Here is a 19,885-nt window from a genome sequence, read left to right on the forward strand (position 1 = left end):
CGGCACATGCGGTCCGCGGCGCTGTCAGGGGCGGCGTCTGGGCGCCGGGAACCTGCCCCGGCAGGCCCCGCACGGCGGCCTGCAGCGGGTCCCGACTGGTCCGGTTGAGAAACCGGCAGGTCAGGTAGATGCTGGACACGAGCAAGCGAGGAGTCAGGTGAGGCTGGGCAGTCGCCAAGGGCGGGGCTCAGCGAAGGCCGGACACCACCCGTCATGCCTCGCGCGGCGCACAAGGTCCGCGCGGGTCCGACCCAGATCTGAACAACGACCCGACCGGGTACCGCCGCGGCCGCGCAACCGGCCACCCGGCCCGGCAGAAACCCGGGCGACCGTCACATGGCCGTCAACCGTTGCGGTCGGCTACCTTGACGCCCTTTGGGTGCCGGTGAACACTTCCGGTGTCAGTCGACATCGCCGTACATACTCGGCGTAATCCGGCACTGCGGCGCGTGGAAGCGCCTGCGCCAAGGCCCATTCCCCACGGGCGATTCGGCTGCGACGGCACGCTCGTCACGGATGCCGGGCGGGGCGCGGGACCCCTGCCTTCGGCTGAAGTAGCCATGGGAAACGCACCCTGCACGTGAGGCCTGGGGCGGACCGTTCCGGGTCACGGCCTAGGAGCCGCCATGAGTAACTGGGACATCTTCTTCGGCGAGTTGATCGGCACGGCGATCCTGATCCTGTTCGGCGCCGGAGTGTGCGCGGCCGTCACCCTCAGGTTCTCGAAGGCACGGGCCTCCGGGTGGATCGTGATCGCGTTCGGCTGGGGCTTCGCCGTGCTGGCCGGCGCGTACACCGCCGCTCCCCTCTCCGGAGGGCACCTCAACCCGGCCGTCACCTTCGGTCTCGCCGTCGACACCGGTGTGTGGGACAAGGTCTGGATCTACATCCTGGGGCAGATGGCCGGAGCCATGATCGGGGCCATCCTGGCGTACCTGGTGTACTTCGCCCAGTTCCAGGCCAACGTGCGCAAGACGGGGACCACCGAGGGCACGGAGGACGAACCGGTTCCGACGCTGGGCATCTTCTCCACGATCCCCGAGATCCGGAACCCGGTGGCCAACCTGATGACCGAGATCCTCGCCACCATCGCGCTGGTGCTGCCCCTGCTTGCCCTCGTCGGCAGCAACCGGCACGTGGAGGGAATCGGCATCGGTCAGATCGCCGGGCAGACCGAAGGCATCTACGGATCCGGCATCGCGATCCTCCTGGTCGCCCTGCTGGTCGTCGGCATCGGTCTGTCCCTGGGTGGTCCCACCGGGTATGCCATCAACCCGGCACGTGACCTCGGACCGCGCATCATCCACTCCGTCCTGCCGATCCCGAACAAGGGAACGTCCGATTGGGGCTACTCGTGGATCCCGGTCGTCGGCCCGCTGATCGGCGGATTGCTGGGTGGCCTCATCTACAACGCAGCCTTCTGAACCAGCCCGAGGGGTAGTCATGACGGACAACGCCGAGAAGTACGTCGCAGCGATCGACCAGGGCACCACGTCGAGCCGCTGCATCGTCTTCAACCAGCACGGCGCGATCGTCGCCGTCGACCAGCGCGAGCACCGCCAGATCTTTCCCAAGCCGGGCTGGGTCGAGCACGACGCCACCGAGATCTGGTCCAAGACCCAGGCGGTGGTCGCCGGGGCGATCGCCAAGGCCGGGCTGCGCGCCGACCAGCTGAGCGCGATGGGGATCACCAACCAGCGGGAGACGACCCTCCTGTGGGACCGCGCGACGGGCAAGCCGGTGCACAACGCCATCGTCTGGCAGGACACGCGGACGGCGGCGCTCTGCAACCAGCTGGGCGGATCGGACGGGCAGGACCGTTTCCGCGAGCAGACGGGGCTGCCGCTGGCCACCTACTTCTCCGGGCCCAAGGCGGCCTGGCTGCTCGACAACGTGCCCGACCTGCGGGCGCGCGCCGAACGCGGTGAGATCGCCTTCGGCACCATGGACTCGTGGCTGATCTGGAACCTCACCGGCGGTACGGACGGCGGTCAGCACGTCACCGACGTCACCAACGCCGGCCGGACCATGCTGATGAACCTGGAGACCCTCCAGTGGGACTCCTCGATCCTCTCGGCGATGAACATTCCCGAGGCCATGCTGCCCGAGATCAAATCATCCGCCGAGGTGTACGGCACCGCCGTCGGCCAGCTCGCCGGTGTCCCCGTGGCCTCGGCGCTGGGCGACCAGCAGGCGGCCGTGTTCGGGCAGGCCTGCTACGACGTGGGCACGGCGAAGAACACGTACGGCACGGGGAGCTTCCTGCTGCTCAACACGGGCAACCGCCCGGTGCCGTCGAAGAGCGGCCTGCTGACGACCATGGGGTACAAGATCGGCAGTGAGGCGCCGATCTACTGCCTGGAAGGGTCGATAGCCATAACGGGCGCGCTGGTCCAGTGGTTCCGCGACCAGCTCGGCATCATCCGCACCGCCGACGAGATCGAGCCCCTGGCGGCGAGCGTGGAGGACAACGGCGGTGCGTACATCGTGCCCGCGTTCTCTGGCCTGTTCGCGCCGTACTGGCGCTCCGACGCGCGTGGCGTGGTCACCGGCCTCACCCGGTACGTCACTAAGGCGCATCTCGCGCGCGCGGTGCTGGAGGCGACGAGCTGGCAGACGCGCGAGGTCGTGGACGCCATGTACCAGGACTCCGGGGTGCACATCACCACCCTGAAGGTCGACGGCGGCATGACGAAGAACAACCTGCTCATGCAGCACCAGTCGGACGTGCTCGACGTGCCGGTGGTGCGGCCCAAGGTCTCCGAGACGACCTGTCTGGGCGCCGCGTACGCGGCCGGTCTGGCCACCGGTGTGTGGAACGACCTGGACGAACTCAAGGCGCACTGGCAGAAGGACGTCGAGTGGACGCCGTCCATGGAGGCGTCGGTACGGGACCGCGAGTACCACAACTGGCGCAAGGCCGTGGAGCGGAGCTTCGGCTGGGAGGAGGACGGCGACAGCTAGCCACGCGCGCGTGGAGGGCCGTTTCCGACTGCGGCCCGTACCCCTGTCGGCGGGGGTACGGGCCGTGCCCGCCGGTCTGTTCCGGTCAGGAGGTCACCGTGTGGCGGCGGTCCGCCGCGTAGGCCATCGCGTGCTGGACGACGCCGATGAGCGCTTCCTTGACGGACTCGCGGTCGCGGGCGTCGCACATCATGAGCGGTACGCCGTCGTCGAGGTCGAGGGCTTGGCGGACGTCCTCGACGGGGTAGCGCGGGGCGCCCTCGAAGCAGTTGACGCCGACGAGGAACGGTATGGCGCGCCGTTCGAAGTAGTCGACGGCGGCGAAGCAGTCCTCCAGGCGCCGGGTGTCGGCCAGCACGACGGCACCGAGCGCGCCCTCGGAGAGTTCGTCCCACATGAACCAGAACCGCTCCTGTCCGGGCGTGCCGAAGAGGTACAGCACCAGGTCCTCGCGCAGGGTGATGCGGCCGAAGTCCATGGCCACGGTCGTGGTGTGCTTGCCTTCCACGCCGCTGATGTCGTCGACCGGGCGCCCGGCCTCGGTGAGCAGTTCCTCGGTGCGCAGCGGCCTGATCTCGCTGACCGCGCCGACGAGCGTGGTCTTGCCCACGCCGAAGCCGCCGGCCACCAGGATCTTGAGCGTGACGGGCTCGACCGGAGGCTTGCCGCGCTCAGAACGCCCGAAGATCATCGATCTCTTCTCCTGCTTGATGGGGGTCGGGCGACGGCGGGCCGTAGCCTCCGCCGCCGGGGGTTTCGATGACGAGTACGTCGCCGGTGACGACGTCAGCGGAGCCACTGCCGCCGAGGTCGGTCACCGTGCCGTCGGCGTGTTCCACTCGGTTGGCGCCGAGAGCGCCCGGCTCGCCGCCCGCCATACCGTACGGGGGGACGCGACGGTGCTGCGAGAGCGTGGAGACGGTCATGGGCTCCAGGAAGCGGATGCGGCGGACGGCGCCGTCGCCGCCACGCCACCGTCCGGCGCCGCCGCTGCCGCGCCGGACCGCGAACTCCTCGAGGCGCACGGGCAGTCGCCATTCCAGGACCTCGGGGTCGGTGAGGCGTGAGTTGGTCATGTGGGTCTGGACGACGGGTGCGCCAGGGAAGCCGTCGCCCGCTCCCGAGCCGGAGGCGACCGTCTCGTAGTACTGGTGGCGCGCGTTGCCGAAGGTGACGTTGTTCATGGTCCCGGAGCCCTCGGCCTGGACGCCGAGGGCGGCGTAGAGGGCACCGGTGATGGCCTGGGAGGTCTCCACGTTGCCCGCGACGACGGCGGCCGGCGGCTCGGGCGCGAGCAGGGAGCGGGGCGGCACGACGATGCTCAGGGGGCGCAGGCAGCCGTCGTTGAGGGGGATGTCGTCGGCGACGAGGGTGCGGAAGACGTACAGGACGCACGCGTTGACGACCGAGAAGGGCGCGTTGAAGTTGGTGGGCAGCTGCGCGGACGTGCCGGTGAAGTCGATGGTGGCGGCTCGGTTCTCGCGGTCCACGCGTACGGTCACGCGGATGACGGCGCCCGAGTCGGTCTCGTAGGCGTACTCGCCGTCGTCGAGGGCGTCGATGACGCGGCGCACGGCCTCTTCGGCGTTGTCCTGGACGTGCCGCATATAGGCCTGGACGACGTCGAGGCCGAACTCCTCGATCATGCGGCCGACCTCGTCGACGCCCTTCTGGTTGGCGGCGATCTGGGCGCGCAGGTCGGCGAGGTTGGTCTTCGGGTTGCGGGAGGGGTACGGGGCCTCGGTGAGGAGGCGGAGGGTCTCTTCCTCGCGGAAGCGGCCGTTCTCGGCGAGCAGCCAGTTGTCGAAGAGGACGCCTTCCTCCTCGATGGTGCGGCTGTTCGCGGGCATGGAGCCGGGGGCGATGCCGCCGATCTCGGCGTGGTGGCCGCGTGAGGCGACGTAGAAGAGGATCTCCGGGTCACTCTCCGTGTTGCCCGGCGATGGGGTGCCGAAGACCGGGGTGATCACGGTGACGTCGGGCAGGTGGGTGCCGCCGTGGTACGGGTCGTTGACGGCGTACGTGTCGCCCGGGCGCATGCGGGGGCCGCGCCGGCGGATGACCTCTTTGACGCTGGTTCCCATCGAGCCCAGGTGGACGGGGATGTGGGGGGCGTTGGCCACCAGGTTTCCGTCCGGGTCGAAGAGGGCGCAGGAGAAGTCCAGACGCTCTTTGATGTTGACGGACTGGGCGGTGGACTCGAGGCGGGCGCCCATCTGCTCGGCGATGGACATGAAGAGGTTGTTGAAGACCTCGAGCAGAACCGGGTCGACTTTCGTGTCGAGATCGGAACTCTGCGTAATCGCGGCGCGTTCCATGAGCAGATGCCCGTCGTCGGTCGCCGCGGCCCGCCAGCCGTCGTCGACGACGGTCGTCGCGCCGGCTTCGGTGATGATCACCGGGCCGGTGACGGGGTCGCCGGGGGGAAGGTCCTCGCGGCGGTGGAGGGGTACGTCCCGCCAGGAACCGCCGGTGTGGAGGCGGACGGTCCGTGGCGGCGGGGGGCTGCCGTCCTGGGTGGCTCCGTGGGGAGCGAGAGCGGAGAGATCGGGGGGTTCTGTGATGCCGGTGGCTTCGACGGAGAGGGCTTCGACGACGATCGGGCGGTCGAGCGTGAAGGAGTACGTGGCGCGATGACGGTCTTCGAAAGCTCGCCGCATCGTGTCGGGCTCGGTCAGTTCGACGGTGAGGGTCGTGTCGGTGCCGTCGTAGCGGAGCTCCGCGCGACGGGTGACCTCGATGCGCTCCTCGGGGACGTCCTCGGCGAGGAGTTCGGCGCGCGCCGCCGCTTCGAGGTCTTCGGCGATCTTGCGGACGCCGGGCATGGAGGCGGGGCCCAGGGGTGCCTCGACCGACTGTCCGCGCATGGCGGTGGTGTCGGCCAGGCCGATGCCGAGCGCGGAGAGGACACCGGCCATGGGCGGCACGAGGACGGTGCGGATGCCGAGGGAGTCGGCGACCATGCAGGCGTGCTGGCCGCCGGCGCCGCCGAACGTGGTGAGGGCGTAGCGGGTGACGTCGTGGCCCTTCTGGACGGAGATCCGCTTCACGGCGGACGCGATGTTGGCGACGGCGATCCGCAGGTAGCCCTCGGCGACCTGCTCGGGGGTGCGGTCGTCGCCGGTCCGCTCGCTGATCTCGCGCGCGAGGGCGGTGAAGCGGTCCCGGACGAGTGCCTCGTCGAGGGGCTCGTCGCCGTTCGGGCCGAACACGTTCGGGAAGTGGGCGGGCTGGATCCGGCCGAGCATGACGTTGGCGTCGGTGACGGCGAGCGGACCGCCGCCGCGGTAGCAGGCGGGTCCCGGGTCCGCGCCCGCCGAGTCCGGCCCTACGCGGTAGCGGGAGCCGTCGAAGTGCAGGACGGAGCCGCCGCCGGCCGCGACGGTGTGGATGTCCAGCATGGGGGCGCGCAGCCGGACGCCGGCGATCCGGCTGGTGAAGACCCGTTCGTACTCGCCCGCGAAGTGGGAGACGTCGGTGGAGGTGCCGCCCATGTCGAAGCCGATGACGCGGTCGAAGCCGGCGAGCTGCGACATCCGGGCCATGCCGACGATGCCGCCGGCCGGGCCGGACAGGATGGCGTCCTTCCCGCGGAACTGCCCGGCCTCGGTGAGGCCGCCGTTGGACTGCATGAACATCAGCCGTACGCCTTCGAGTTCGTCGGCGACCTGCCGGACGTAGCGGCGCAGTACGGGCGAGAGGTAGGCGTCGACGACGGCGGTGTCCCCGCGGGGGACGAGCTTCATCAGGGGGCTGGCCTCGCTGGAGAGCGAGATCTGCGGGAAGCCGATGCGGGCGGCGAGCTCCCCGACAGCCTGTTCGTGGGCGGGGTGGAGGTGGCTGTGCATGCAGACCACGGCGACGGCCCGGATGCCGTCGTCGTACGCCTCCTGGAGGGGCCCGGCGAGGGCGTCCAGGTCGGGCGCGAGCAGGACGGTGCCGTCGGCGTCGATGCGCTCGTCGACCTCGACGACCCGTTCGTACAGCAGCTCGGGCAGGTCGATGCGGCGGGCGAAGATGCTCGGGCGGTTCTGGTAGGCGATGCGCAGGGCGTCGCGGAAGCCGCGGGTGATGGCCAGGAGGGTGCGTTCGCCCTTGCGCTCCAGGAGGGCGTTGGTGGCGACCGTGGTCCCCATGCGTACGGTCTCCACTGGGTCGGCGGAGCCGGACAGCAGGGTGCGGACGCCCTCGACCGCGGCGTCGGCGTAGCGTGCCGGATTGTCCGACAGGAGCTTGTGCGTGAGCAGCCGGCCGTCCGGGCGACGCGCGACGACGTCGGTGAAGGTGCCGCCCCGGTCGACCCAGAACTGCCAGCCAGTCACGTCAGTACCTCGCTTCCGCGCTGTTCACAGCGCCCGGAGGCCGTTGATCACGTCGCGCAGAATACTCTCGTCCGGCAGTTCGGCCGGGGGTACGGGCCGGTTCACATGGACGAATTCCGCGTCCACGAGATCTCCGACAAGGACCCGTACCACCCCGATCGGCAGGTCGAGTTCCGCTGCGAGTTCGGCGACCGACTGCGGGACGTCACGGCACAGTTCGACGATGTCCACGTGCTCCGGGGAGAGCATGTGGTCGGCCTCCGGGTCGTCCGCGTGCGGTTCCGTGACCACGACCGCGATCAGGTCCAGGCGGTGCTGGCCCTGGCTGCTGGTGCGGCCGCGCGTCATGGCGTACGGACGGACGACCGGTCCGGCCTCGTCGTCGAACCAGTGGCTTCTTCCCTGACCGTCAGCGCTCATGTCATCCCACTACCCGCCTGCGGGCAGATCGGTGCGCGGAGCGGCGCCCAGATGCACACCCACCCGCTTCACGAGGAGTGTCATCTCGTAGGCGACCTGGCCGACGTCCGAGTCGGCGTCCGAGAGGACGGCGAGGCAGCTGCCGTCGCCGGCGGCCGTCACGAACAGGAAGGCGTCGTCGAGCTCGACGACCGTCTGGCGGACGTTGCCGGCCTCGAAGTGGCGTCCCACGCCCTTGGCGAGGCTGTGGAACCCGGAGGCGACGGCGGCGAGGTGCTCGCTGTCCTCCCTGGTCAGGTCCTTGGAGAACCCTGTCGGCAACCCGTCGCCGGAGAGCACGAGGGCCTTGCGGATGCTCGCGACGCGGTCCACGAGATCGTCGAGGAGCCAGTTCAGCTCCCCCTTGCTGTTCGCGGTGTGGCCGGTCGCCTTCGGTGCGGTCATCGACCGTCCCCCTCTGTCGTTCCTTGTCGTGCTGCGCCGCTGTGGGCGGCATCGCCCGCGGCGTTCTCCTCGCGGCCGCGCTGCCAGCCGCGCTGGAGCGAGGCCATTCGGCTGCGTACTTCCTCGGCGTCGCGTTCGGCGGGCTCGGCCCTGGCCTCCGTACGGGGCTCGGGGCCCCGTTTCAGCTGCGGGGCCAGGTTGGCCTGCCGGACGCGCCGGGGCAGCGGCGCGGTGCCGGAGCGAGGCGTCTGGGGTGCGGAGCGGGGGTCGTCCCCCCGTCCTGCCGCGCCGGTCTCCTGGGGCGCGGCTCCGGAGCCGGTCCTGGGGCGCATGGGCGCGCCGGGCGTCTCCGCCGGGGTGCCGGAGAGGCGGTCGGGTGCGTCCGGGCCGCTCGAGGCGATCTCCGCGCGGCGTGTCCGCCGGGGCAGGGAGGACGGCTCCGACCGGTCACCGAAGCCGCTGCCGGACGAGGCAGGGGCTTCGGTGGGTTCCTCGTTCCGGCCGGCCGCGCCGATGCCCCGGCGAGCGGAGTCCGTCCCCCGGCGACGGGCCGGCAGGGGCGGCGGTGCGTCCGGCTGCGACTCGCTGCCGGACGGCGAGCCCTCTGTGCGGCGGCGCACCGGAAGCGCGGGCTCGGGCCCGGTCCGTCCGGTGTCGCGACCGCTCGCGGACTCCTCACCCCGGCGGCGGGACGGGAGCGAGGGTGTGGCCCCCGAGTCCGCTCGGCCGGTGCCCGCGGTCTCCTCCTCGGTCTTGCCCCGCCGGGGGCGCTGCTCGGTGACGGGACGCCCGTGCGAGCTGACCAGCTTGGGGGTGTGGCGGCGGGACAGCGGGACCGGGGCGCTCAGCTCGCCGTCCGTGTCCGTGCGGTCCCGTGCGCTGCGGGAGTCGGCGGTCTGCTGGTGCGGGTCGGTACGGCGGCCCGCCGTCTCGTTCGGGGCGCGGGTGAGGGAGTGGCGCGGGCGGAAGAGGCCGCCGTGTTCGCTGTCCTCGTCCTCGATGGCACCGGGGAAGCCGTCGACGGCGTCGAGATCGACGGGGGCCTCGAGCTCGACCGGTCCGTCCAGGAGGGAGGCCGGCAGGCCGGTCCGTGCGGGCGCCTGGGACAGTGCGGCGCGGCGGGTGTCCTTGGGTTCGCTCTCCTTGGCCAGCTGGGGCCGGTCGAGCCGGAAGCCCAAGCCGTTGGTGTCCGGGACGTCGTCCGTCAGCAGCGCGTCGGGGATGAAGACGACGGCGGTCGTGCCGCCGTACGGGGAGGGCTGCAGGGAGACCCGGACGTTCTGCCGCTGGGCGAGACGGCTGACCACGAACAGGCCGAGCCGGTCGGTGTCGGACAGTTCGAACTCCGGCGTCTCGGCGAGCCGGAGGTTGGCGTCCAGCAGCGCTTCGGCGGCCATGCCGAGGCCGCGGTCGTGGATCTCGAGCGTGAAGCCGTTGGCGACCCGCTCGCCCAGGACCTGGACGGCGGTGTGCGGCGGGGAGAAGACGGTGGCGTTCTCCAGGAGTTCGGCCACGAGGTGGGTGAGGTCGGCGACGGCCGGGCCGGTGACGGCGATACGCGGAAGACGGCGGACCTCGATGCGCTCGTAGTCCTCGACCTCGGCGACGGCGGCGCGTACGACGTCCATGAGCTGGACGGGCTTGCGCCACTGGCGGGAGGGAGCGGCGCCGGAGAGGATCACCAGGCCCTCGGCGTGCCGGCGCATGCGGGTGGTCAGGTGGTCGAGGCGGAACAGGTCGGCGAGTTCCTCGGTGTCCTCGGTCCTGCGCTCCATGGCGTCGAGCAGGGTGAGCTGCTTGTGGAGCAGGACCTGGCTGCGGCGCGCGAGGTTCACGAAGACCTCGGAGACACCGGCGCGCAGTTCGGCCTGTTTGACGGCGGCTTCGACGGCGGCGCGCTGGAGGGTGTTGAGGGCCTGGCCGACCTCGCCCATCTCGTTCTTGTCGTACTCCAGGCGCGGGACCTCGGTCTCGACGTCGACCTGCTCGCCCGCGGACAGGCGGCGCATCACGCTGGGCAGTCGTACTCCGGACGCCTCGTGGGCCTCCAGTCGCAGCTGCCGCAGGTCGCGGATGAGGGTGCGGCCGACGCGTACGGACAGGAAGAGGGAGAGCAGCAGTGCGATCAGGCCGAGGGCGCCGGCGATGACCGCCTTGGCGATGACGCCGATGGCCACCGGGTGGACGCGGTCCTGGTAGCGGTCGTTGGCCTGGTCGTTGAGGGTGCCGAGTTCGTCGAGGACGTTGCCGGCGGCGCTGTCCCAGCTCTTCGCGGTGACGCCGCGGGGTGTTCCGGCTCCGGAGTCGAGGGCCGCTTCCTCGGCCACGCGCAGCGGTGCGGAGGAGGCGTTCTTCCAGAAGCTCTCGTAGCGGTCACGCTCGGCGACAGGCAGCAGCTGCAGGTTGACGTCGTACATCAGGGTGCGCTGCGCCACGAGGTCGGAGATCTCGCGCTCTTCGGCGTGGGAGATCCTGCCGACGATCAGGGCGGAGCCGAGGAGCGCGTCCTCGCGGGAGAGGAGTTCACGGGCGCGGGCGAGGTTGACCAGCGCGCGGTACTGCTTGTCCAGCTCCACGTTGTCGACCACGTGCAGGTTGGCCAGCAGGACGTAGCACGGGTCGACCAGACGGTTGTAGAGGTCGAGAGCCTGGGAGCGGTTGACGGTGCCGTCCTCGACACTGCGGCGGAGCGACTCGATGCCTTCGAAGGCGTCCAGGACCGCGGTGAGCCGCTCGTCGGTGTCCTGGCCCATCGCGTCGCGCACGTCCGGGTTCTCGGCGTTCTCGCGGATGCTGCCGACGGCCTCGTCGGTGGCGGTCCGGCTGCGCCGCAGCGCGGCGAGCCCGTCGGAGGCACGGGGGTCGGCGAGGTAGACGAGGGTCTGGCGGCGTTCCTCCTGGAGAACGCGGACGGTGTCCTCGACGGGGTAGCCGATCTTCTCCACCACGGACGACACGTTGAACAGGTCGCTCGCCTCGCGTCCCGTGAGCACGGTGGCGAAGGCCCAGATCGCGGTCAGGGACACCAGCGGCACGAGAAGCAGCGCCACGATCTTCCGGCGGATGGACTTCCCGCGAAAGCGCATGGCCTCCCCCAGCTCGGGCCCCCGGTCTACCGGGGGTACACATGTGCGTCAACAAACGGCGCGAGCCTACTACCGACGCACAGGGAACTCGAAGACCGGTCCGGAGGCTGAACTTCCGCGCCAGCCACGAGGTGTGGGGAGTTGTCCGGGCATTGCAGGAGTTGTCTCCCCGAAACCGATGGTGAGCGTACGGGCCAATCCCCGTGGTCGGCCAGGGCGGTTGGCTGAAATTTTTCGGTTTCCGGGAATCTTCGTGGCGGGTCGTTCGTCCTTCACTACGGGAAATGGGGGCGGAATCGGCCACAGGAGCCGCATCCCGAACCCGGGCGGCGTAAAACAGCGCAAGCCGGGCAGCCACTGGGGAGCACGGGTCTTCGGATGCGGGCGAGCGGTCTGCTGGCGGTGGGGAGTGACACATTGATGGGCACGGCGGAGCGGCGCGGGGCGCCCAGGGCTGGCGGGGCGCAGGTGACAGGGCATCGGGATCCCGAGGCGGCTGATCACGGCATTCCGGCTGCCGAGGCAGAGGCAAGGGCTCGCGAGGCGGACGTCCTGGCCCCCGAGGTGGGCCGAGGCATACGCGAGCAGCAGCACTACCGGCCCTTGTGGGTCGAGGAGCCGGCGCGGCGGCGCCGGTTGCCGGATCCGGTGCGCACGGCGGCTGTGCGGGCGGTCCTGCTCATCGCCGTGACGCTGATTCAGGCGATGGTGGCCTTCCTGTGCACGATGGCCGGGTCCTGGCTGGCGTTCCCCATGGTGATCAGCAGTGTGGTCAGCACGATCGCGGCCACGTGGGGGGCACTCGACGTGTGGGTGACGCGTCAGGTCTGGAACCAGCGCAACGGAGTGGTGTCCATGCCGAGCAGCACGGCACGGGCCCTGCGCCGCGAGCGGCGCCGGGCCCGGCGTCAGGCACGTTCGGCGGAACGCGCCCAGGAGCGGATACGCCGGCGGGGTGGGGCCGGGCAGTTGTCCCACTCGTAAGGGGAGTTCGGCGCGCGTACGGCAGATTCGGTGCTCGTACGGCAGGTTCGGTGCTCGGGCAGAAGGTGGTGCTCGTAAGGCAGGTGCGGCGGGCGCGGCCCTCGTATAGAAGGTGTGCCTAGAAGGTGCGCCGCTGGTGCAGAGGTTGCGACCGAAGGGTCTGGCAGGGCCCCGGGCCGCGACCGACGCTCAGCGGATCCCGGAGCCCGTCCCCGCTCACGGGATGACGGACCGCACCCGTTCCTCCCCGGCGTCCCTGGCGAGTTCGCGTCTGGCCCGCATGAAGGGACGCGGGCGGTCCACGGCGAGCACGGCGGTCGTACGGCCGTCGCGCTCGTAGCGGGCGAGGAAGCCTCCCTCGGACGGTGCGCCGTCGGAGAGCTCGCCCTCGGCGATGCGGACGGTGTCGCCGTCCCGGCGCCGGCCGGCGAACTGGATGCGTGCGCCGTACTGGTCGGACCAGAAGTAGGGCACCGCGTCGGCGGTCTTGACGGTGTGTCCGGCGAGCAGGTTCGTCACGGCGACGCGGGGCTGCTGGGTGGCTGACGTCCAGTGCTCGGCGCGGTGGCCGCCGACGCAGGCGACGTCGCCGACGGCGACCACCTGCGGCAGGGTCGTCACACACCCGTCGTCGCACAGGACGCCGTCCCGCAGGGCCAGGGCGGATCCGACCAGCCAGGCCGTGTTGGGGACGGCACCGATTCCGACGATCACGGTGTCGGCGGGGAGGGTGCGTCCGTCGGTGAGGTCCACGCCGGTGACGGTGGCGGTGCCCCGCAGGCCGGTCACACCGGTGCCGGTGACGAGGTCCACGCCGCCGCGGCGGTGCAGTGCGGCGCACACGGCCGCCATGTCGGCGCCGAGTTGGGGCACGAGCGGGAGCGGGGCGGCCTCGACGACGGTGATGGAGTGACCGAGGGAGGAGCAGGACGAGGCGGTCTCGGCGCCGATGAAGCCGCCGCCGATGACGACGACGCGGCGCGGGCCACGGCTGAGTTCCTCGCGCAGGGCGAGGGCGTCGTCGAGGGTGCGGAGTGTGTGGACTCCGGCGAGGCTGTCGCCGGGGAGACGGCGGGCCGAGGCACCCGTGGCGATGACGACGCCGTCGGTGGAGACGGTACGGCCGTCGTCCAGCAGGACGGTGCGGCCTCGGGCGTCGAGCGCCCGGGCACGGACGCCGAGGAGCCACTCGGCGCCGAGTTCGGCGGTCTCCTCGGCGTCGGTGAGGGCGAGTTGGGTCTCGTCGGCGCGGCCGGTGAGGAAGTCCTTGGAGAGAGGAGGCCGGTCGTAGGGATGGTGGAGTTCGTCGCCGACGATCACCAGTCGCCCGTCGTAGCCCTGGGCGCGCAGTTCCCGGGCGGCGTACACGCCGGCGAGCGAGGCTCCGACGATGGTCACGGTTCGCATGCGGCGTACCTCCTTCCGGCGCCTGGACCACTGCCGGCCGCGCCGGTCGGAGTCAGCCCTCCAGGAGCGTCCAGCCTGACGCCAGGGCGGCGACGCCTCCTCCCCACGCCCGGACCACTGCCGGCCGCGCCGGTCGCAGTCCGCGCTCCAGGAGCGTCCAGCCTGACGCCAGGGCGGCGGCGCCCCCGCTCGCCGTCTGGCGTGATGGCAGGGCGGCGCCGCCCCCGCTCACCGTCCGGCGAGCCCGCCGGGCGCGTCTCGGTACGCCGCCCGCAGGCACCCCCGGCGCCGAGGCCGGTCGCACCCCCAGCCGCCCCCCGGTCCTGCCCCGTCACGCCGCCGTCCCCTCCTCCGCCGCGAGGTGGACGTGGATGACGCCGCCGTCGACGGTGACGCGGTGGGTGCGGACGGGGCGGCGGGCCGGGAGGCACGTCGGCAGGCCCGTGCGCAGGTCGAAGGAGGCGGCGTGCAGCGGGCATTCGACCAGGCAGCCCTCCAGCCAGCCCTCCGAGAGGGAGGCGTCCTGGTGGGTGCAGGTGTCGTCGATGGCGTGGAGTTCGCCGTCGTCGGTGTGGAACACGGCGACGGGCGGTGTCGTCTCGATGCGGATGGACTCGCCCTTGGGGAGGTCTTCGAGGCGGCAGACGGGAATCACGGGCCCCCCCTCTCGGTCCGGGACGCATGGCCCGGAGCCGTTCGGCCAGACTGTAGGCAGTTCAGGGAGTGCCGGACCGGGGCGGGTCCGGGCACGGAAAGGTGTTGGTGCACATGGGTCCGGTCCCGCGATCGGGACGAGTCTCCCACCGGGAGTTCGTCCCCTTCCGAGATCCGGACGCTTCGGTAACATGATGTTTCACATGGCGCATGAGCAAGCGCTATGCGCAACAGAATCCGGGCGGGACGACCGTCGCGTCAAGGGTTTCCCGCAGATGCGGCCCAAACAGGGCCGACAGGTGGTGAGAGTTCAGCCATGACCGGCACGGAGAAGCAGTCCGACCGCGACGAGAACCGAACGGAGAGCACGGCGAAGCAGGGCGGCAGAGGCGCGGCGAGTGCCGTCCAGTCGGTGGACCGGGCCGTGAGCGTCCTGGAGATCCTCGCCCGGCACGGCGAGGCGGGCGTCACCGAGATCGCGGACGAGCTGGACGTGCACAAGTCCACGGCGTTCCGGCTGCTCGGCGTGCTGGAGAACCGCGGCCTGGTGGCCCAGGCGAAGGACCGCGGCAAGTACTACCTGGGCGCCGGCGTACTACGCCTCGCGGGGGCGGCGGCAGTGCGGCTGGACGTGTCCCAGGAGGGTGTCCCGGTGTGCCGGGAACTCGCCGACGAGCTGGGCGAGACGGTCAACATCGCGGTCCTGGACGACGACGCGGCGGTCAACATCATGCAGGCCAGAGGCACCGCCTCCGTCACCGCGCAGAACTGGCTCGGCCGCCGCACCCCGCTGCACGCCACGTCCAGCGGCAAGGTGCTGCTCGCCCACATGCCGCCCACCCTGCGCGAGGGCCTGCTGGCGCGCCCGCTGCACCGCTTCACGGAGCGCACGGTCACGGTCGCGTCCATGCTGCGCGGCGAGTTGGACACCGTGGTGCGCCAGGGGTACGCGATCACGGTCGAGGAGCTGGAGATCGGGCTGGCGGCAGCGGCGTCGCCCGTCCGCGCGCACGACGGCAAGGTCATCGCCTCGCTCAGCGTCTCGGGACCGGTGTACCGGCTGAGTCCGGAACGGCTGCCGGAGGTGGCGAAGCGCACCGAGGCGGCGGCGGCCGAGCTGTCCCGCCGTATGGGCTACGGCTTCTGACGTAGCGCGGGCAGGGCGCCGAGAGCGTAGGGCACACAGCGCGGGACCAGGCGAAACGCCTGGTCCCGCGCTGTTGTGTGTCCGGCGGGTTTCGCCCGTCCCGTGCTGTTTTCCAAGGGTTGACGCGAACCATGACCCGCACCTCTTGACGGCCCCTCGATGGCGTTCCCACTATGTTCCCCATCGCGCAACCCATCGTGCATTGCGCAACAGCAGAGGAGCTAGGTCGTGCCACATGAGGTCCGAGCCGTAGTCGCTGTCGAGAAGGGCGCACCCGTCGAGGTGCGGACGATCGTGGTTCCCGACCCCGGGCCGGGAGAGGTCCTCGTCACCGTGCAGGCCTGCGGGGTCTGCCACACGGATCTGCACTACCGGGAGGGCGCGATCAACGACGACTTCCCGTTCCTGCTGGGCCATGAGGCGGCCGGCACGATCGAGGCGGTCGGCGAGGGTGTCACCGAGCTGAAACCCGGCGACTACGTGGTGCTCGCCTGGCGTGCCCCGTGCGGCAGTTGCCGTTCCTGTCGCCGTGGCCGCCCCTGGTACTGCTTCGACTCCCGCAACGCCGCCCAGCCGATGACCCTGCTGGACGGAACACCGCTCAGCAACGCCCTCGGGATCGGCGCCTTCGCCGAGAAGACCCTGGTGGCGGCGGGGCAGGCCGTGAAGATCGACCCGGCCGCCCGGCCGGAGGCGGCGGGCCTCATCGGCTGTGGCGTGATGGCCGGCTACGGCGCCGCCGTCAACACCGGCAACGTCGGCCGGGGTGACTCGGTCGCCGTCATCGGCTGCGGCGGAGTCGGCAACGCGGCGATCGCGGGCGCCTGCCTCAACGGCGCCATGAAGGTCATCGCCGTGGACATCGACGACAGGAAACTCGACCAGGCGGAGAAGTTCGGCGCGACGCACACCGTCAACTCGCGGGGCACGGACCCGATCGAGGCGGTGCGGGAGCTCACCGGCGGCTTCGGCGTCGACATCGCCATCGACGCCGTAGGCCGCCCCGAGACCTTCCGGCAGGCCTTCTACATGCGCGACCACGCGGGTCTGCTGGTCCAGGTCGGCGTGCCCTCACCCGAGATGAAGCTCGAACTGCCGCTGATCGACGTGTTCTCGCGGGGCGGTGCGATCAAGTCGTCCTGGTACGGCGACTGCCTGCCGAGCCGCGACTTCCCGTTCCTGATCGACCAGTACCTGTACGGGCTGCTGGACCTGAACGCGTTCGTCAGCGAGACGATCGCGCTGGACCAGGTGGAAGCGGCGTTCGCGAAGATGCACCGGGGTGAGGTGCTGCGCTCGGTGGTCGTCCTGTGAGCGCCGTGCGGGTGCGGCGCGTCGTCACCTCGGGCACGTTCAGCCTCGACGGCGAGACGTTCGACGTCGACAACAACGTCTGGCTCGTCGGTGACGACGAGGAGGTGCTGGTCGTCGACGCCGCGCACGACGCCCGTGCGATCCACGAGGCCGTCGCGGGCCGCCGGGTCACCGCGATCGTGTGCACGCACGCCCACGACGACCACATCGACGCGGCGCCCGAGTTGTCGGCCCTGACCGGCGCGCCGGTCCTGCTGCACCCCGACGACCGCGAGCTGTGGTCCCGCACGCACCCCCACCGCAAGCCCGACGGCGACCTCGTCGACGGCCAGGTCCTCGCCGTCGCCGGGATCGAACTCCGGGTCATCCACACCCCCGGCCACACCTGGGGCAGCTGCTCCCTCCACGCCCCCTTCCTCGACGTCGTCCTCACCGGCGACACCCTGTTCCACGGCGGCCCGGGCGCCACCGGCCGCTCCTACTCGGACCGTCCGACGATCGAGGCGTCGCTGCGCAACCGGCTGCTCACCCTGCCCGGCGCCACCACCGTCCACACCGGGCACGGCCCGGACACCACGATCGCGGCGGAGCGCCGGAACGTGCCGGCGCCCTGAGCCGCACAAAGCTGCCTCCCGACAAACACCCAGCCCCAGCGCGTTCATCCCGTCCCGGCAAGGAGGGGCATGTCCAGCACACCCGAAATCCCCCGCGTGGTCGTCGTCGGCGCCGGCATCGTCGGCTGTTCCCTCGCCGACGAGCTGACGGCCCGCGGCTGGACCGACGTCACCGTCCTCGAACAGGGGCCCCTGCCCGCGCCCGGCGGCTCCACCTCGCACGCGCCCGGCCTCGTCTTCCAGACCAGCCCGTCGAAGACCCTCACCGCCCTCGCCCGCTACACGGTCGAGAAGTTCGGCTCCCTCGACGTCGACGGCGTCTCCTGCTTCCAGCGAGTCGGCGGCCTGGAGCTGGCCACCACCCCGGAGCGCCTCGCCGAACTCCACCGCAGGGCCGGCTACGCCGCCTCCTGGGGCGTGCGCGGCGAGGTCGTCAGCGCCACCCGCTGCAAGGAACTGTGGCCCCTGATCGACGAGTCGATCGTCCTCGGCGGCTTCCACACCCCGGACGACGGCCTGGCCCGCGCGCTTCTCGCCGCCCGGGCGCAGCTGGCCCGGGCCACCGCGCGGGGCGCCCGCTTCCTGGACCGGCACACAGTCACCGGCATCGAACGGGACGACGGCCGGGTCACCGCCGTCGTGACCGACCGGGGAACCTTCCCGGCCGACCACGTCGTCTCGGCCGCCGGTTTCTGGGGCCCGGTCATCGGCCGCATGGCCGGAGTCGACGTGCCGCTGCAACCGCTCGCCCACCAGTACGCCAGGACCGGGCCGCTCCCCGAGCTGAGCGGTGCCACCGCGGAGGCTTCGAAGCCGATCCTCCGCTTCCAGGACCGCGACCTGTACTTCCGTGAGCACACCGACCGCATCGGCATCGGCTCCTACGCCCACCGGCCCCTGCCCGTCGACCCGTTCGCGGTCCTCCCGTACGACGAGGCCCGCTCCCGGAACATGGACATGCCGTCCTCCTACCCCTTCACCGAGGAGGACTGGGCCCCCAGCTGGGCGGACTGCCGACGCCTGATGCCCGCCCTGCGCGACAGCGAGATCGAGTCGGGCTTCAACGGCGTCTTCTCCTTCACCCCGGACGGCATGCCGGTCCTCGGCGAGTCGCGGACGCTGCGCGGGTTCTGGCTGGCCGAGGCCGTCTGGGTCACGCACTCCGCCGGTGTCGCCAAGGCCGTCGCCGAGTGGATGGTGGACGGGCGGCCCTCGCTCGACCTGCACGAGTGCGACCTCACGCGCTTCGAGGAGGCGCAGCGTTCACCGTCGTACGTCCTTCAGCGCGGGGCGCGGCAGTTCATCGAGGTGTACGACGTCATCCATCCGCTCCAGCCGATGGAGGAGCCGCGTCCGCTCCGGGTCAGCCCCTTCCACGCCCGGCAGCAGCAGCTCGGGGCGTACTTCCTGGAGGGCGGCGGCTGGGAGCGCCCGCACTGGTACGAGGCGAACGCCCCTCTCGTGGACGCGCTCGGGCCTCTCCCCGAGCGGGACGCCTGGGCGGCCCGCCACTGGTCACCCGTCGCGGCGGCCGAGGCGAAGGCGACCCGCGAGAAGGTCGCCCTGTACGACATGACGCCCCTGCGCCGCCTGGAGGTGACCGGCCCCGGCGCCCTCGGCTTCCTCGACCGCATGACCAGCAACAACCTCCGCAAGAAGCCGGGAGCGGTCACCTACACGCTGCTTCTCGACGAGTCGGGTGGCATCCGCTCGGACCTGACCGTGGCCCGCCTCGCCCCCGACCGCTTCCAGGTCGGTGCCAACTCCCCCGCCGACCTCGACCGGCTGCTGCGCCACGCGCCCGCCGACGTCCACATCCGGGACATCACCTCCGGGACCTGCTGCGTCGGGGTCTGGGGCCCGCTCGCCCGCGATCTCGTCCAGCCGCTCAGCCCCGACGACTTCTCGCACGAGGCCTTCGGCTACTTCCGCGCGAAGGAGACGTACATCGGGCACGTCCCGGTGACCGCCCTGCGGCTGAGCTACGTCGGTGAGCTGGGCTGGGAGCTGTACACCACCGCCGACCTGGGGCTCCGGCTCTGGGACACGCTGTGGGAGGCCGGCCGGGAGCTCGGGGTGATCGCGGCCGGCCGCTCCGCGTTCAACTCCCTGCGCCTGGAGAAGGGCTACCGCGCCTGGGGCGTCGACATGACCGACGAACACGACCCGTTCGAGGCGGGCGTCGGCTTCGCCGTGCGGATGGACAAGGAGGACTTCGTCGGGCGGGCCGCCCTGCGGGACCGCCCGGAGCCCACGCGCCGCCTCACGCCCCTGCTCCTCGACGACCCCGCCGCCGTCGTCCTCGGCAAGGAGCCGGTGTACGTCGACGGCGCCCCCGCCGGCTACGTCACCAGCGCGTCGTACGGCTACACGCTCGGCCGCTGCGTCGCCTACGCCTGGCTGCCCGCCGGGCTCGCCACCGGCACGGGCGTGCACATCGAGTACTTCGGCGAGAAGGTCCCGGCCACCGTCGCCGACGAGCCGCTGTTCGACCCGAAGATGACCCGTATCCGCCGGTAGGAGGCGTTC

General features: G+C 71.4%; 14 protein-coding genes. 7 read left to right on the forward strand and 7 right to left on the reverse strand.

The annotated features are described in order from the left end of the window. Nucleotides 1-626 precede the first annotated feature (626 nt). Both ABZ386_RS36870 and glpK read left to right on the forward strand, forming a co-directional pair. A complete protein-coding gene (locus ABZ386_RS36870) occupies nucleotides 627-1,424 on the forward strand; it encodes an MIP/aquaporin family protein (protein ID WP_351346898.1) in 798 nt (265 codons plus the stop codon). A gap of 19 nt (nucleotides 1,425-1,443) precedes the next feature. After that, nucleotides 1,444-2,964, forward strand: a complete 1,521-nt coding sequence (gene glpK / locus ABZ386_RS36875; protein ID WP_114250842.1) for a glycerol kinase GlpK — start codon at nucleotides 1,444-1,446, stop codon at nucleotides 2,962-2,964. An 85-nt stretch (nucleotides 2,965-3,049) separates the two neighbouring features. On the opposite strand, the gene ABZ386_RS36880 is transcribed toward glpK, so the two are convergent. Genes ABZ386_RS36880 through ABZ386_RS36900 form a run of 5 tightly spaced genes read right to left on the reverse strand, consistent with a single transcriptional unit; the run spans nucleotide 3,050 to nucleotide 11,236 of the window. Then, nucleotides 3,050-3,655 (reverse strand): ATP/GTP-binding protein, encoded by a 606-nt coding sequence (locus ABZ386_RS36880; RefSeq protein WP_351346901.1) that lies wholly within the window; start codon nucleotides 3,653-3,655, stop codon nucleotides 3,050-3,052. Continuing rightward, nucleotides 3,636-7,286 (reverse strand): hydantoinase B/oxoprolinase family protein, encoded by a 3,651-nt coding sequence (locus tag ABZ386_RS36885; RefSeq protein WP_358967971.1) that lies wholly within the window; start codon nucleotides 7,284-7,286, stop codon nucleotides 3,636-3,638. The genes ABZ386_RS36880 and ABZ386_RS36885 overlap by 20 nt, the downstream gene beginning before the upstream one ends. 24 nt (nucleotides 7,287-7,310) lie before the next feature. After that, the gene (locus tag ABZ386_RS36890; protein ID WP_010046285.1) at nucleotides 7,311-7,706 is read right to left on the reverse strand and encodes a DUF742 domain-containing protein; all 396 of its coding nucleotides are present in this window, start codon (nucleotides 7,704-7,706) and stop codon (nucleotides 7,311-7,313) included. Nucleotides 7,707-7,715: 9 nt separating this feature from the next. Further along, entirely contained in the window at nucleotides 7,716-8,150 is a 435-nt protein-coding gene (locus ABZ386_RS36895; RefSeq protein ID WP_114250845.1) for a roadblock/LC7 domain-containing protein, read from the reverse strand. Then, on the reverse strand, nucleotides 8,147-11,236 hold the full coding sequence (locus tag ABZ386_RS36900) for a nitrate- and nitrite sensing domain-containing protein (protein ID WP_351346906.1): 3,090 nt from the start codon (nucleotides 11,234-11,236) through the stop codon (nucleotides 8,147-8,149). Before ABZ386_RS36900 ends, ABZ386_RS36895 begins: the two co-directional genes overlap by 4 nt. A gap of 420 nt (nucleotides 11,237-11,656) precedes the next feature. Between ABZ386_RS36900 and ABZ386_RS36905 the strand changes: the two genes are divergently transcribed. Beyond that, a complete protein-coding gene (locus tag ABZ386_RS36905) occupies nucleotides 11,657-12,220 on the forward strand; it encodes a hypothetical protein (RefSeq protein WP_355718811.1) in 564 nt (187 codons plus the stop codon). Nucleotides 12,221-12,436: 216 nt separating this feature from the next. Here ABZ386_RS36905 and ABZ386_RS36910 read toward each other — a convergent pair whose 3' ends face one another. Beyond that, on the reverse strand, nucleotides 12,437-13,627 hold the full coding sequence (locus tag ABZ386_RS36910) for an FAD-dependent oxidoreductase (protein ID WP_358967974.1): 1,191 nt from the start codon (nucleotides 13,625-13,627) through the stop codon (nucleotides 12,437-12,439). 331 nt (nucleotides 13,628-13,958) lie between these two features. Continuing rightward, entirely contained in the window at nucleotides 13,959-14,282 is a 324-nt protein-coding gene (locus ABZ386_RS36915) for a bifunctional 3-phenylpropionate/cinnamic acid dioxygenase ferredoxin subunit (RefSeq protein WP_351346910.1), read from the reverse strand. A gap of 315 nt (nucleotides 14,283-14,597) precedes the next feature. Here ABZ386_RS36915 and ABZ386_RS36920 point away from each other — a divergent pair, with 315 nt between their 5' ends. The 4 genes from ABZ386_RS36920 (at nucleotide 14,598) to ABZ386_RS36935 (ending at nucleotide 19,876) form a co-directional block, all read left to right on the forward strand. Beyond that, entirely contained in the window at nucleotides 14,598-15,428 is an 831-nt protein-coding gene (locus tag ABZ386_RS36920) for an IclR family transcriptional regulator (RefSeq protein WP_351346912.1), read from the forward strand. Between the two features lie 228 nt (nucleotides 15,429-15,656). After that, the gene (locus ABZ386_RS36925; RefSeq protein ID WP_355718803.1) at nucleotides 15,657-16,742 is read left to right on the forward strand and encodes an S-(hydroxymethyl)mycothiol dehydrogenase; all 1,086 of its coding nucleotides are present in this window, start codon (nucleotides 15,657-15,659) and stop codon (nucleotides 16,740-16,742) included. Beyond that, nucleotides 16,739-17,356, forward strand: a complete 618-nt coding sequence (locus tag ABZ386_RS36930) for an MBL fold metallo-hydrolase (protein ID WP_356505080.1) — start codon at nucleotides 16,739-16,741, stop codon at nucleotides 17,354-17,356. The genes ABZ386_RS36925 and ABZ386_RS36930 overlap by 4 nt, the downstream gene beginning before the upstream one ends. Before the next feature lie 69 nt (nucleotides 17,357-17,425). After that, nucleotides 17,426-19,876: an FAD-dependent oxidoreductase gene (locus ABZ386_RS36935; protein ID WP_358967978.1), complete on the forward strand. Its 2,451-nt coding sequence runs from the start codon at nucleotides 17,426-17,428 to the stop codon at nucleotides 19,874-19,876. Nucleotides 19,877-19,885: the final 9 nt, after the last annotated feature.

This window comes from Streptomyces sp. NPDC006140, assembly GCF_040628815.1.
GTDB lineage: Bacteria > Actinomycetota > Actinomycetes > Streptomycetales > Streptomycetaceae > Streptomyces.

What these genes read in the sequence shown, in the direction of transcription:
- ABZ386_RS36895 (WP_114250845.1), bottom strand. Translation starts at nt 8,150, where the DNA reads ATGACCGCACCGAAGGCGACCGGCCACACCGCGAACAGCAAGGGGGAG.
- ABZ386_RS36935 (WP_358967978.1), top strand. Translation starts at nt 17,426, where the DNA reads ATGTCCAGCACACCCGAAATCCCCCGCGTGGTCGTCGTCGGCGCCGGC.
- ABZ386_RS36870 (WP_351346898.1), top strand. Translation starts at nt 627, where the DNA reads ATGAGTAACTGGGACATCTTCTTCGGCGAGTTGATCGGCACGGCGATC.
- glpK (WP_114250842.1), top strand. Translation starts at nt 1,444, where the DNA reads ATGACGGACAACGCCGAGAAGTACGTCGCAGCGATCGACCAGGGCACC.
- ABZ386_RS36910 (WP_358967974.1), bottom strand. Translation starts at nt 13,627, where the DNA reads ATGCGAACCGTGACCATCGTCGGAGCCTCGCTCGCCGGCGTGTACGCC.
- ABZ386_RS36880 (WP_351346901.1), bottom strand. Translation starts at nt 3,655, where the DNA reads ATGATCTTCGGGCGTTCTGAGCGCGGCAAGCCTCCGGTCGAGCCCGTC.
- ABZ386_RS36920 (WP_351346912.1), top strand. Translation starts at nt 14,598, where the DNA reads ATGACCGGCACGGAGAAGCAGTCCGACCGCGACGAGAACCGAACGGAG.
- ABZ386_RS36890 (WP_010046285.1), bottom strand. Translation starts at nt 7,706, where the DNA reads ATGAGCGCTGACGGTCAGGGAAGAAGCCACTGGTTCGACGACGAGGCC.
- ABZ386_RS36900 (WP_351346906.1), bottom strand. Translation starts at nt 11,236, where the DNA reads ATGCGCTTTCGCGGGAAGTCCATCCGCCGGAAGATCGTGGCGCTGCTT.
- ABZ386_RS36905 (WP_355718811.1), top strand. Translation starts at nt 11,657, where the DNA reads ATGGGCACGGCGGAGCGGCGCGGGGCGCCCAGGGCTGGCGGGGCGCAG.